The sequence below is a fragment of the Microbacterium timonense genome (assembly GCF_900292075.1).
Classification (GTDB): Bacteria; Actinomycetota; Actinomycetes; order Actinomycetales; family Microbacteriaceae; genus Microbacterium; species Microbacterium timonense.
The window spans coordinates 67,489-80,110 of the sequence record NZ_OLMV01000005.1 but is presented as its reverse complement, the minus strand read 5'-3'; the positions used below and the strand labels follow the sequence as shown (position 1 = coordinate 80,110).

The 12,622-nt window shown below is 70.6% G+C and carries 10 protein-coding genes; 4 read left to right on the top strand and 6 right to left on the bottom strand.

Annotated elements, in window-relative coordinates; all coding sequences use genetic code 11:
- Positions 1–19 precede the first annotated feature (19 nt).
- From C9992_RS14185 to C9992_RS14170, 4 genes are all read right to left on the bottom strand, one after another.
- Positions 20–505 carry a GNAT family N-acetyltransferase gene (locus C9992_RS14185; protein WP_106816294.1) on the bottom strand — a complete coding sequence of 162 codons (486 nt, stop codon included), beginning with the start codon at positions 503–505 and terminating at the stop codon, positions 20–22.
- Between the two features lie 21 nt (positions 506–526).
- A complete protein-coding gene (locus tag C9992_RS14180) occupies positions 527–1,402 on the bottom strand; it encodes an alpha/beta fold hydrolase (RefSeq protein ID WP_160150896.1) in 876 nt (291 codons plus the stop codon).
- A 312-nt stretch (positions 1,403–1,714) separates the two neighbouring features.
- Entirely contained in the window at positions 1,715–4,753 is a 3,039-nt protein-coding gene (locus C9992_RS14175; protein WP_106816292.1) for a DUF7507 domain-containing protein, read from the bottom strand.
- Positions 4,754–4,993: 240 nt separating this feature from the next.
- Positions 4,994–5,551 (bottom strand): dihydrofolate reductase family protein, encoded by a 558-nt coding sequence (locus C9992_RS14170; RefSeq protein WP_106816291.1) that lies wholly within the window; start codon positions 5,549–5,551, stop codon positions 4,994–4,996.
- Between the two features lie 152 nt (positions 5,552–5,703).
- Here C9992_RS14170 and C9992_RS14165 point away from each other — a divergent pair, with 152 nt between their 5' ends.
- The 3 genes from C9992_RS14165 to C9992_RS14155 are packed head-to-tail and all read left to right on the top strand — an operon-like array spanning position 5,704 to position 10,120.
- Positions 5,704–6,162, top strand: coding sequence for a DUF2975 domain-containing protein (locus C9992_RS14165; protein ID WP_160150895.1), 459 nt, complete (start codon positions 5,704–5,706; stop codon positions 6,160–6,162).
- Positions 6,162–6,407, top strand: coding sequence for a helix-turn-helix domain-containing protein (locus tag C9992_RS14160; RefSeq protein WP_106816289.1), 246 nt, complete (start codon positions 6,162–6,164; stop codon positions 6,405–6,407). The genes C9992_RS14165 and C9992_RS14160 overlap by 1 nt, the downstream gene beginning before the upstream one ends.
- The gene (locus C9992_RS14155) at positions 6,404–10,120 is read left to right on the top strand and encodes an SCO7613 C-terminal domain-containing membrane protein (protein ID WP_106816288.1); all 3,717 of its coding nucleotides are present in this window, start codon (positions 6,404–6,406) and stop codon (positions 10,118–10,120) included. Before C9992_RS14160 ends, C9992_RS14155 begins: the two co-directional genes overlap by 4 nt.
- A 12-nt stretch (positions 10,121–10,132) precedes the next feature.
- On the opposite strand, the gene C9992_RS14150 is transcribed toward C9992_RS14155, so the two are convergent.
- Both C9992_RS14150 and C9992_RS14145 read right to left on the bottom strand, forming a co-directional pair.
- Positions 10,133–10,648, bottom strand: coding sequence for a glycine cleavage system protein R (locus C9992_RS14150; protein WP_106816287.1), 516 nt, complete (start codon positions 10,646–10,648; stop codon positions 10,133–10,135).
- Between the two features lie 61 nt (positions 10,649–10,709).
- Positions 10,710–11,075: a hypothetical protein gene (locus tag C9992_RS14145; protein ID WP_106816286.1), complete on the bottom strand. Its 366-nt coding sequence runs from the start codon at positions 11,073–11,075 to the stop codon at positions 10,710–10,712.
- Between the two features lie 204 nt (positions 11,076–11,279).
- Between C9992_RS14145 and C9992_RS14140 the strand changes: the two genes are divergently transcribed.
- A complete protein-coding gene (locus tag C9992_RS14140) occupies positions 11,280–12,389 on the top strand; it encodes a polysaccharide deacetylase family protein (protein WP_235008245.1) in 1,110 nt (369 codons plus the stop codon).
- The last annotated feature ends 233 nt before the right edge of the window (positions 12,390–12,622 follow it).

Here is a 12,622-nt window from a genome sequence, read left to right as displayed (position 1 = left end):
CGTTCCGGACCTCCAGCGCTCAGAGCGAGCGCCGCATGAAGAACCGATCCAGACGCTCGCCGTCTTTGTGCACGGTCTCGGGATAGACGACGGTGAAGCCGCTCGCCTGGAAGACCGGGCGCGCGACCAGACTGGCATGGGTCGTCAGGATCGGGATCTTCAGGCGGCGAGCCTCGGCCTCGACATGCTGCAGGAGCGCTCTCCCGACACCCCGGCGGCCGTGATCGGGGTCCACGAAGAGGCGGTCGACATATCCGTCGCCGGCAAGATCGATGAAACCGGCCAGCTCGCCCCCTCGTTCGGCGACGAAGGTCGCAACGCGCGCGCGATCGGCCGCCCAGGTGGCGAGGTCACGAGGACCGCCGAGCCATGCGCTCACCTGGCCCCGGGTATACCGCGACAGGGCGGAGATCGAGACGGCGCGCTCGAAGATCCGGAGAGTCGCTTCGGCGTCCTCCGGGAGGTACGGCCGGATGGCGATCGCGGTGTCTGGCTGGGAACCCACGGAGCTGGTCCTTTCTGCGAATCAGACGGGGAAGCGGCCGAGCTGGCGACGGATGAGCGCGAGGACGATCTCCGGTTCCTCCTGAGCCAGCCAGTGCCCGGCGTCCAGCTCCACGAACTCGTGCGGGCCGGTCAGGTACTTTCGGCCCTGCTCGATTCCCATGCGGGTGACGGCGACGTCCCGGCCGCCCCAGATCAGCATCGTCGGGATGGACACCTCCCCGAGAACCGTGTCCGGCTCGTCCAGCACGCTCATGTGCCCCCGCGACGCACGGTACCAGTTGAGCGCGGCGTCGAAGGCGCCCGGAACGCCGAGAACGGAGAGGTACTCGGCGATGAGAGCTTCGGAATGCGCGTCGAGGTGGACGCGAAGACCCGCTGCGTCGTCGGCGAGAAGGAACTCCGCGAAGGCGCTGTCGACAGCGCTCAACATGGCCAGCTGTTCGCGGTAGGTCGCTGCGGCGGGGTCGTCCCTCGTGGCCTGCGCGAACGCACGGTAATGCGGGATCGAGAGCGCGGTGTAGGAGGCGATCCGCTCGCCCTTGTCGGCATCGACGGCGGACCAGCCGATCGCTGCCCCCCAGTCGTGGGCGACGAGGTGGAAGCGCTCGAACCCGGCGGCGGTTGCGATGCCGAACACGTCCGCCGTGAGGTGCTCGCGGGCGTAGTCGCCGACATCCTCGGGGCGGGCGCGGGGGCTGTACCCGCGCTGGTCGGGAGCGACGCAGCGGTATCCCGCGGTGGCGAGGGCGGTCATGATCTCCGTCCACATCGCGCTGGTCTCCGGGATGCCGTGGAGCAGGAGAACGGGTTCTCCGTCGCTCGGCCCGGCTGCGAGCGCATCGAAGATCATGCAGGATGCCTCGAGCTCGATCCGTTCGATCACGCCGATGGTCATGGGTGGCCTTTCTGTCAGTGATGCCGGTCTGGCCCGCGAGGTCGGAGGAGGGGCCATCATCGTCGTCGACAGCCTCCCCGTGTGATGCCGCCGTTCCCAGGGCGCGAAGTCCTTCCACTGGATGCGTCGGTCACGTTCGTGCGGGCGTCAGGTCCCGGCGGGGTGCCGTGCGGTCCTGCGCCCGAGGACCGGCCATGACGGTCAGCGGGTGCGATGAAGGCGCCCGTCGACGACGCCGCGCCGGGCTCGCGTGGTACCCAGCACGACGGGGCCGGCTCCGTGAGGAGCCGGCCCCGTCGGGTCAGTGCTCGATCAGCCCTGTGCGCGTCGCCGCAGGCGCAGCACCACCAGGATGCCGCCGCCGAGGGCCAACAGCACCAGGCCTGCGCCGATCACCACGCCGGAGATCTCGCCACCCGTGGCGGGCAGTGCCGCCGGCCGGGGAGGGTTCACCGTCACCGCCGAGGTCGACGGATCGGACGTGATCGAGCCGCCTCCCGGCAGCGAGCCGCTCACCGTCGCCGTGTTGGTCAGGCGACCCGTCGTGAGGTCGGCGGCGACCACCGTATACGTCGCGGTGCAGGTCACCGTCTCGCCCGGGTCGAGGACGGAGGCGCCGTCGGGGCACGTCACGGCCGAGAGCTCGCCTCGTCCGGTGAACTCGCCTTCGGTGACCGTGGGATCGGTGATCGTGACGTTCCCGGTGTTGCGCACCTGGAACGAGTACGTCACGATCTGGCCGGCTGCCGTGATCTCATCGACATCCGCGGTCTTGGTGACCGTCAGCGACGGCAGCGGGTCGGTGCTGAAGGTCGACGTGGACGGCACCGAGGTGATCGGATCGCCCGCGGGCGGGGTTCCGGTGACTGTTGCGGTGTTCGTCACCTCGCCGGCGTCGATGTCGGCCTGCGTGACGGTGTACGTGGCCGTGCAGGTGACGTCATCCCCGGGTGCGAGCACGCTGTCCGCGGGACACGTGATGGCGGAGAGTTCACCCGAGCCCGAGAACTCCGTGTCGTTGACGACGAGGTCGGTGATCGTCACGTTCCCCGTGTTGCTGACGAGGAAGGAGTAGGTGACGGTCTGTCCGACCTCCGCCGCGTCGACGTCGACGGTCTTCTCGACCGTGAGCGCGGGCGACTGCGTGATGCCCACCGTGGCCGACGACGGCTCCGACGTGATCGGTTCGGCGTCGCCCGGAGGCGTGCCGCCCGCGGTTGCCGTGTTCGTCAGGATGCCGGCATCCACGTCGTCCTGCGTGACGGTGTACGTGGCTTCGCAGGTCTGGACCTGCCCGGCGTACAGCATGGTCGCGGGGCAGTCGATCGCCGACAGCTCGCCGGAGCCCGAGAAGTCCACGTCGTCCACTGCCACGTCGCTCAGCGTCACGTTTCCGGTGTTGGTGACGAGGAAGGAGTAGGTGATCGTCTGACCGGCCGTGCTGACGGTGCCGGGGGCGGCGGTCTTCGCGACGGAGATGCCGGGCTCGGCCGGCGTCGGGATCGCCGCTTCAGACGGGTCCGACGTGATCGGGGTGCCGCCCACGGGTGTTCCTGTGGCGGTGGCCGAGTTCGTGATCTGACCCGCGTCGACATCCTCCGCCGTCAGGGTGTAGGTGGCCTGGCAGACCATCTGGTCACCGACCGCCAGGGTAGTCGCGGGGCAGTCCACGGCCGACAGGTCACCGGTGCCGGAGAAGTCGCCTTCATCCACGGTGATCCCGGTGAGCGGGACGTTGCCGGTGTTGCTCACCACGAAGTGGTAGGTCACGACTTGGCCCGGCTCGTACGTCGTGTCTTCCAGGTCGGCGGACTTGACGACGGTGATGCCGGGGTCGGGCGCCGTCGTCGACGTCGAGGTCGTCGACGGCGTCGACTCGAACTCCTCACCGTCCGGCGTCGTGCCGCGGACGGTCGCGGTGTTCTCCACGGAACCGCTTGCGACATCTGCGGCCGTGATCGTGTACACATCATCGGCCGCGCACAGCTGGCCGGCACCCGGGTCGAGCGAGGTCTGCGGGCAGGTCACTGCTCCGGCGAGCGGGTCATCCACAGTGATGCCGGTGATCGTGACATCGCCGGAGTTGGTGACGTCGAAGGTGTACTGGATGGTGTCGCCGGCGTCGGTGATGCCGTTGCCGTTGACGTCCACCGGATCCCCGGCGTGCTTCACGATGCTCAGACCCGCGGGGAGGCTGGTGTTCGTCGACGTGTTGTTGCCAGGCGTGGGGTCTTCCTCGTTGGAGGTGACGGTCGCCGTGTTCGCCACGGCGGCATCCAGACCTGCCGGAACCGACGCGGTGATCGTGTAGGTCACCGACTGGTTCGCGAGCAGGCGGCCGCCGACGCACTGCACGGCATTGCCGGTGATCGAGCAGCCGCCGTCCGTGCTCACGACGTTCGTGAGCGGCGCCGGCACCGCGTCGTTCACGACGAAGCCGCTCGAGTTCCCGGGGCCGTTGTTGGTGACGGTCAGCGTGTACGTCACAGTGCTCCCGGGGACCACCGCCTCCGGCCCGTCCTTGACAATCGACAGGTCGGTGGGAAGCCCGGGCGAAGCGGTGCCGTCGTTGTTGGCGTTCGGGGGGCCGGGGTTCGCCGATACGAGCGTGAAGGTCGGGGCGGCGCTGGCAGCATTGGCGACGGCGATCTGATAGATGGTGCCCGAGACGTTGTACGAGAAGCCGAGGTTGCCGTTGCCGAAGGTCCATGCCGCGCCGCCCTGATCGGCCACGTCGGTCGGGAAGGGCGTCGTGAAGCGGACCGTGGCGCCTGTCGCCGGGTTGGTGCGGCTGATGAGTCCGCCGCCCATGGTCCAGAGGAACCCGTCCTTGAACGCCATGTCGTTGCCCACGGCGAGCTCGCCGGTGATCGGCGTGGTGCGCACGACGGCGCCGGTGGCGACGTTGATCACCTGCAGCACGATCGTGCCGGCGGAGTTGGCGTAGGAGTAGAAGTAGCCGTCGGGGCCGAACGTCGCCGACACGGACCCGATGTAGGTGCTGGTTCCGACGCGGGTGAGCGTGCCGTCCTGCCCGACCCGCACCAGCGATGCACTTGGCAGCTGCGGGTTCGAGCTCGCCCCGACGAGCGCGTAGATGTAGTTGTCCGCCGTGTTGTAGGCGATCGCGTTGTAGTCCACGGACGCGGGCCCACCCTCGGGTGAGAACGTGACGTTCCCGGAGGCATCGGTCATCGCGGTGTAGAGCCCCGTTGGCTGACCCTGCGCGATGTACACGTAAGGATCGGCGGGATCGAACGGGTCGCCCGGTGCGGCCTGCGCCGACTGCGGCAGCAGAGCGACGTTCGCGATCACCGATGTGGCGAGCGCCAGGACGCCGATGCCGGCCATGAGGCGCGTACGCCGCCTCACCGCACTTTCGCCCGACCCTTTGCTCTTCTCTTGCCTACTCGTCTTGAGACGAAGCGATTGCACAGTAGTTCCCCCTGATGTAACCGGCTGCGTGCCTCGGGCGAAGACCGACGCCTGAGGCCGCCTTCCCACCTGCCTATCAGGAGATCTTCGGGCGATCGGGTTTTTTCACCCGCCCATTCACCCGGTCGCCGCCGCTCGCCGGCGCTCGTTGGCCCGTCAGCGCTTGACGCGAAACCCGAGATACACGAAGCCGTTGACGAAGCGACGCTCGTCGAAGAGCTCCAGGTCCAGCCGCAGCCCCTCGTCGAGGAAGCGGATGCCGCCGCCCACGACGGCGGGCGCCACCACGACATGCACCTCGTCGAGGATGCCTGCCCGCGCCGCAGCTGAGGCCAGCCGGCCGCCGCCGATGGCGATCGGGGTGGTCGAGGCATCCACCATCTCGCGCACCTGGGCGGGATCGAAGAGGCTCCGCAGCTCTGTGCGCCGTGTGGAGACCGCGTCCAGCGACGCGGAGTAGACGATCTTGTCGATGTCGCGCCAGTGCACCGCGAACTCGCGCTCGGCGGGCGGCAGATCGACGAGCGGCAGGTCGTCCCAGACCTTCATGACGTCGTACACCCGCCGCCCGTAGAGGTGGGTGCGCGAAGGTGAGACCAGGTCGTTGACGAAAGAGTGCACCTCGGCATCGGGCGTGGCCCAGTCCCATCGGCCATCGGGTCCGGCGATGTAGCCGTCGAGCGACGCGGAGTTGAAGTAGATGAGCGACCCCACGCCCGCACGCTATCGCGCACGGCACTCACCGCACACCCCTCGCAGCACATCCCCAGCCGCCGGTCTTGCGCGCGGGGCGGATGCCAAGGCTATTGTTTTTCGATAGCTACATGCCGTTTATCGATAGGTCTGGGATGCGCCGTACAACGATCGTGGTTCTGAAGGCTCTCATCGCCGTGTTGATCGCGCTCCTCGTGGTGTGCCAGCTCGCCGTGCTGCCGGGCATGGCTGCATCCCTGGCAGGCATGTACCCGCACCTGGCGTACCTGCAGGTGCCCGGCGTCGTGATCGGCGTCATCTTCACCGTCTGCGCCCAGGTCGTCCTGGTGTGCGTGTGGCGACTGCTGACGCTCGTGCGCGCCGACAGCATCTTCACCCCGCGTGCCTTCCCCTGGGTCGACGTGAGCCTGGCCGCCGTCGTCATCGCGACGGTGCTCGTGGTCACCACGCTCGCACTGCTGGCCACCGCCCCCGCCACATCGCCGTCGGTCCTGCTGCTCTGCTTGCTCGGCATCGTCGTCGGCGCCGGGATGTCGCTGCTGCTCGTGGTGCTGCGGGGTCTTCTGCGCAAAGCCTCGCAACTCGAGCACGATCTGTCCGAGGTGGTCTGATGCCGATCATCATCAATCTCGACGTGCAGTTGGCGAAGAAGAAGATGTCGGTGACGGAGTTCGCCGCCGCGATCGACATCACCCCGGCGAACGTGTCGGTGCTCAAGAACGGGCGAGCCAAGGCGGTGCGCTTCACGACGCTGGACGCCATCTGCCGGGTGCTGGAATGCCAGCCCGGCGACATCCTCGAGTGGGTGCCCGACGACCACCCCGCCGCCGTCGGCGCGACGGAGGGCGACGCATGACCGGCGCACCTCCCGGCGACCGCACCGCAGCGCACCCCACCGCACCGGAGTGGAGCGAGGCCGCGATCGCGGGACTGCTCGAGGTGTCCCGCTGCCCGGTCTGCGCGGTCGGCGTCGTCGCCGGACGACGCTGCCCCTACTGCGGTGCCGACTTCGCCGGCGAGATCGGCGACGAGCTCTGGCGCGCGTCGCGCACGGCGGCCGAGGCGCTGCGCGCCCGCCAGGCGGTGCTCGATCGTGTTCCGCGGCGTCCGCTCGATGCACGCGCGCCCCTCGCGGTCGCGGCGGCGGGTCCCGTCGAACCGACCCGCCAGCCGGCCTCGGTGGCGTCGGTGTCAGCGGCCTCTCCCCCGGCGTCGTCGGCGACGGTGCAGTCCGTTCTCGCCGTGGCGGGGGCCGGCCTCGTCGCGGTCGCCGCCGTCGTGTTCACCTTCTTCAACCCCGACCTCACCGCGCCGCTGCCCCGAGCCCTCATCGTGGGCGCGATCGCAGCGGCGTTCCTCGGCGGAGCGGCGATGCTGGCACGACGCCGTCTGCGGTTCTCGGCCGAGGCCATCGGAGCGCTCGGCGCGATCTTCGTGGCGCTCACCGCCGCCGCGGCGCTTCCCCTCCTGCCGAATGCGGTGAACGACTGGGCGTTCGCGGCCGTGACGGCCCTCCTGTGCGGCGGCGGGCTCGCCCTGCTCGGTCCGCGGGCGGGCATCCGCGCGTGGCGCTGGTGCGGCCTCGTCGCACTGGCGCTGGTGCCGGCCATGTTCGGACTCGGAGGCGCATCGGCGATCGCGACGACGGCCGGATGCCTCGCCTCCGCCGCCGCTGCCAGTGCGCTCGTGGCGCTCACCGAGCGGCTGTCCGGACCGCTCACCGCCGAACGGGTGACCCTGACGGCGGCGCAGATCGCCATGGTGCTGACCGCGCTCATCACCGTGTGGGGGGCGGATGCCGCAGACGGCGCTCCGCTCGCGTTCCTGGTCAGCGGCACGCTGTTCGCGACAGCGGCGGTCGCCGTCGCGTCGGTGCGACATCCGGCAGGTGGGTTCTGGGCGGCAGCCGCAGGAGCCACGCTGGTCGCGGCGGTGACGGTCCTGCCGGCGGCGGCACCGTTGTTCCCCCTCAGCACCTGGTTCGCCGTCTTCCCCGTCGCGGCCGGGCTCGGCCTGCTCCTCGTCGGAGCGGTCGCGCCGCTGCACCACCGTGTGCCGCGCGGGCCGTTCTTCACCGGAGCCGTCGCGGTGGTGGCGGCTGTCGCGGCGCTCCCGACGATGATCGCCGTGCTCACGATCGTGAGCACGCTGACCAGACCAGCCGACGACGTGTTCCTCCTCCCCGGTGACGGCGCCGACCTGACGACGGGTCTGGCCGCTCTCGCTCTCTCGGTCGGCACGTTCGCCGGGCTGACCGGGGCGGCGGCCGGCACGTCGCAGGCGTCGCGACGGCTCGGAGTGGTCGGCGCCTGGTACGGCATCCTGGCGTTCCTCACGCTGCTGTGTCTTCCCTCGCTGGAGCTCTGGACGCGCATCGGCCTGGCACTGCTGGCGGCCGTGGGCGCGGGCGTGATCGTCGCGACGCGGCTTCGGGATGCCTCGACCGCGGCCCGTCTGCCGCTCATCGTCGGATCCCACGCCGCCGTGGTGTTCGCGACGGTGCTCTCGTGGCGCGACGACGGACTCACGGTGTGGGCCGGCGTCGCGATCGTCGTGTCGATCGCCGCACTGGCTGCCACGGTGCCGCGCGCGGCGCGGTTCCTGCACGTGGGCGCCGCCTTCGCCTATGCGCTCGTCGTGCTGGCGACGGCGCTGACCCGCGCGGGTGCGGAGCCGGTGGTGGTGGTGTGCCTCACGACCTGCGGCGCCGGCGTCACAGCAATCGCGGTGACGTTCGCCCGACGCATCCCGGTCCGCTACTGGCACGCCGTCCTCGCGGTGACCGCCGTGCCCTTCGCGATCGGGGTGGTGCAGGTGATCTTCGAGCGCAGCGGGTGGACGGCACTGTCCACCGCGGTCATCTTCTGCCTCGCCCTGACCCTGGTCGGGACGACGCGGGAGGGCCTGAGCATCCTCGTGCGTGCACTCGCGGCCGCCACACTCGTTCCTGCGATCGCGGTGGTGACCGTCTGCCTGGGAGCGCAGCTGCTCGCGGCCAGCGGGTCTCCGGTCGTGCTGCCGGTCATCGCACTGGTGGTCGCAGCCGTCCTCGCATCGGCCGACGCCATCACGGGGTCCCTGCGGCGACGGCTCGATCCCGCGCATGCTCGGGCCGCCGCGACGGCGATCGAGGCATCCGCGCTGCTGACCGGGGCGATCGCCGTCATCCTCGCTCTCGCCCGCCCCGCGGCGGGTCTGGCGACCGCTCTACTCGTGCTCGTGATCCTCGGCGTGGGATTCGCCGCCGCCGCACTGTTCTCACCTCGCCGGTACGCGTGGCCTCTTGCCGGAGCCTCGTTCACCGGTGCGCTGTGGAGCGGGTGGGGCATCCTCGGCGTCGCCGGTCCCGAGCCGTACCTTCTGCCGCCCGCGCTCGCTGCTGCCGTCGTGGGCGCGGTGCTCACGGCACGTGGCACGCGCGCCGTCGGCTTGTACACGGTGGGTCTGACCGTGGCCGTGGTGCCGGTGCTGCTCGCTCTGGCCGCGGGGGCCACCACAGCCCTGCCGGGCGAGCTGACCGCCGGCGCCTCCGGCACGGCGCGCGCATCGGCCCTCATGATCACCGCGTGGGCGCTGGTGGCGGCATCCGTCGTCGTCACACGCAGTGCTCGCCCGTGGGTGCGGCGACTTCGGGTGCTGCGCGCACCGACCCTCGCCGTCGCCGTCGTGGCAGCGGCAGGGGCGGCCGTCCAGGGCGTGCGGTGGGGCCTCGGCCTGGATGCGCCGCCGACGGACCCGGCCATCGTCGCCGCACTCTCGCTCGGCGTGGTCGGCGCGGGCGCGGCGGCGCTCGCAGCACGGGGCCTGCGCCGAGCGGCACCGGAGGGCGCGTGGGCGGCGCGCACGCGGTGGCTCGGCGCGCCCGCCGTCCTCATCCTCGCGGTCGCCGCATGGCCGTCGATCCAGCGCGAGTGGCCGGTGATCTGGACCATGTGGGCGCTGCAGCTCGCCTTCCTGGCGCTGATGGTGCTCGTCGCCGCCCGGACCCTGCGCGTCGCAACGGGACTGCCTCCCGTGTGGTTCCTCTTTGCAGTGTCGTTCGCGACCGCGGTGGTGGCGTGGAGCCCCCGCGACCTGCGCGTCGAGTGGTTCTCGGTGCCGCTGGGTGCGTTCCTGCTCGCCGCCGGAGCGCTCGCGCTGCGGGGCGCGGCGCGACCCGCGACATCGACCGATCTCGGAGCGCGCACGCTGGAGTCCTGGCCCGCCGGCTGGAGCGGATCGTGGGCGCTGCTCGGCCCCGGATTGGTCACGCTCCTCAGCGCGTCGGTCGCTGCGACCTACACCGATCCGCGCACGTGGCGCGCGATCCTCGTCATGGCGATCGCCCTGGTGGCGATCCTCATCGGCGCCCGCCTGCGCCTGGCCGCGCCGTTCGTTCTCGGCATCGTCGTGCTGCCGGTCGAGAACGTGCTGGCATTCCTGGTGCAGATCGGGAGAGGCATCGAGGCGATGCCGTGGTGGATCACGCTGTCGGTCGTCGGCGCCGTGCTCCTCATCATCGCGGTGGGCTACGAGCGCCGTGCGGGTGACGACAGCGGCATCGCGGCGCGCCTGCGGGACCTCGCCTGAGGACCGGCCGGCTCAGGAGCCGACAGTCACGTCGACCTGGATCTCGGCGGCCAGCTGTTCCAGCTGGGTCGTGAGAGCCTCCGGATCGACGGATGCCGGGACGCGCGCGACGATCGTGGCCTCGAAGAGCCGGCCCCCGTACATCGCCGCCTCGGTGGTGCGGGTGGTGAGGTGATCGATCGACACCCCGTGTGCTCGCAGCACCGTCGAGATGTCGCGGACGATGCCGGGATGGTCGTTGCCGATGACGTGCATCGTCAGGGCCTGCGCGGACGCGCCGGCGGGCAGGTCGTCCGTGCCGGCGTGGACCGCCACCTTCAACAGGCCGTCGAGCACGCCCAGCGCCTCACGCAGCTCGTTGGCGCGCTCCGGAGCGATCGTGACCTCGATGATCCCCGCGAAGGCGCCCGACAGCTCGGCCAGTTCGCTGTTCTCCCAGTTGCCGCCGTGACGCCCGACGACATCGGCGACCGCCGCGACCAGTCCGGCGCGGTCATCCCCGACCACGGTGAGCACGAGCGTCGTCATGCGCTCACTGTACTCACGCGCCGCCCTGTGAGGCAGGCGGCCGGGCAGTGCACGGCGCCCGTCAGTGCGGCACGAGCTCGCCGCTGACGGGAAACGGCAGACGGAAGCGCTCGGGGCGGGCGCCGACCGCCGAGGCCGCCCCGTAGTCGTCGGCGACGACGGTGATGCCGCGCACGCTCGCCTCTGCGATCCGCACGGCGCGCTCCGTGCCGTCCGCCTGCCGCAGCCGCCAGCGTTCGGCGAGATAGCCGATGCCCAGCTCCTCCAGGAGCTCTTCGGCGGCGAGCCAGTCCACGGGTGCGGCATCCGGCTGCGTCCGCTCCCTGCCGAGCAGATCGAAGGCGCGGAACCCCTCCCCGTCGGCGACGATCCATCCCACGATCTCGCCGTCGGCGCGGCGGTGTTCGATCCAGTCGGCGGGAAGCATGGCACCCGAGCGTACCGACACGCCCGGACGGCTGCCACTCCGACTTGTCCACAACGTGCGATGTCACCGGCGGCGAGCGCCGGCATCCCGCTACCATCGCCTCAACGATCGGGTGTGGGGAGCGCGCGATCCGGACTCGTGGGGAGTCGTATGGCTGCAGCCGGAGTGGGGCCCGGGGGGCGCCCGGTGCGCCGCAGAAGGCGCGTGTTCGCCGGCGTCGCCGGTGTCGTGGTGGTGCTCGCCGTCGCCGCGGGGACCGTGACCGCCATCGCGATGGCACGTGCCGGTGCCGTCGACGCGGAGCCGGATGCCGCCCCCAGCGCTCTGTCGACGGAACCGCCGACGCCCACCGCGACGCCGACGCCCCTCACTCCCGAGGAGCAGCTGCTGGCGGGCACGGACGATCCGGCCGCCTGCGTCGTCAGCTTCACCGGCGACGGCGTCGGCGACGCCCCCGTGCTGCAGACGCAAGGACAGCTGTATGCGGGGCTGCCCATCCCCGCCCGCGACGGCCTCGTCTTCGCGGGGTGGTACGCGAGCGCGGGCGACGCGGCGGCCCTTGCCATATCGGGCCGGGTGAACGGGTCCGAGCCGGTCGCCTGCACCGACCGGCGAGTGACCCTCTACGGCGCGTGGGTGAGTCCCGAGCAGAACGCGGCCGAGAACGCCCGCATCCCGATCCTCATGTACCACCAGTTCACGCCCAAGCCCGAGGGCGAGAGCGGCTGGCTCCGCGGCAACTACGCGTACATCGGCGACTTCGACGCGCACATGAACCACATCGCGACCGGGGGGTTCTACCTGCCCACCTGGGACGAGCTGTCGGCGTTCATCGACGGGCGACTCTTCCTCCCCAACCATTCCGTCATCGTGACCGACGACGACGCCGATCAGACCTGGTTCGACCTGGCCGCGCCCGTCGTGGAGAAGTACAAGGTGCTGGCGACGTCGTTCATGATCACCGCGTACCGGCAGGACCCACCGCCGAACATCTACGTGCTGCGCCGGTCGCACACGCACGACATGCATCAGGCCGGCGACAACGGCGACGGCCGCATCGTCAACTGGTCCATCCCCGAGATCGTCGCCGACATGGAGGCCTCGTATTCCGTGCTGGGCGTCAAAGAGGTGATGGCCTACCCGTTCGGCCACTACAACGACACCGCGAAAGAGGCGCTCCGGCAAGCCGGGTGGGAGATGGCGCGCACCATCGAGCCGGGCTACGTCACCATCGGCACGGACAAGCTGGCCCTGCCGACCGTCCGCATCAACTACGGCATGGGCCTGGACGCAGTGATCAACCTCATCGGCTGAGGGCGAGATCACCCCACGGCGTCGGGGTGAATGAGCCCAACAGCCCAGCCGCCGTTCGACAGGCAGGACAGGCCTCTGTGAGGTCGATATCGAAGACAACCCGGAAACGGCACCCCGGTCCGAGGGCATCACCGTCGTCACGCAGCATCACGCCTCCCACCCATCCGAATTCCGGCCGGTGTGCGACAAGTGCCGATCTTCCGGGTGGCGCACGGGACTCTAGAGAGCCGTCG

Bases quoted from the DNA above. Each gene is read 5' to 3' on its own strand.
- C9992_RS14180 (WP_160150896.1), bottom strand. From the start codon at position 1,402: ATGACCATCGGCGTGATCGAACGGATCGAGCTCGAGGCATCCTGCATG.
- C9992_RS14175 (WP_106816292.1), bottom strand. From the start codon at position 4,753: ATGGCCGGCATCGGCGTCCTGGCGCTCGCCACATCGGTGATCGCGAAC.
- C9992_RS14160 (WP_106816289.1), top strand. From the start codon at position 6,162: ATGCCGATCATCATCAATCTCGACGTGCAGTTGGCGAAGAAGAAGATG.
- C9992_RS14155 (WP_106816288.1), top strand. From the start codon at position 6,404: ATGACCGGCGCACCTCCCGGCGACCGCACCGCAGCGCACCCCACCGCA.
- C9992_RS14150 (WP_106816287.1), bottom strand. From the start codon at position 10,648: ATGACGACGCTCGTGCTCACCGTGGTCGGGGATGACCGCGCCGGACTG.
- C9992_RS14145 (WP_106816286.1), bottom strand. From the start codon at position 11,075: ATGCTTCCCGCCGACTGGATCGAACACCGCCGCGCCGACGGCGAGATC.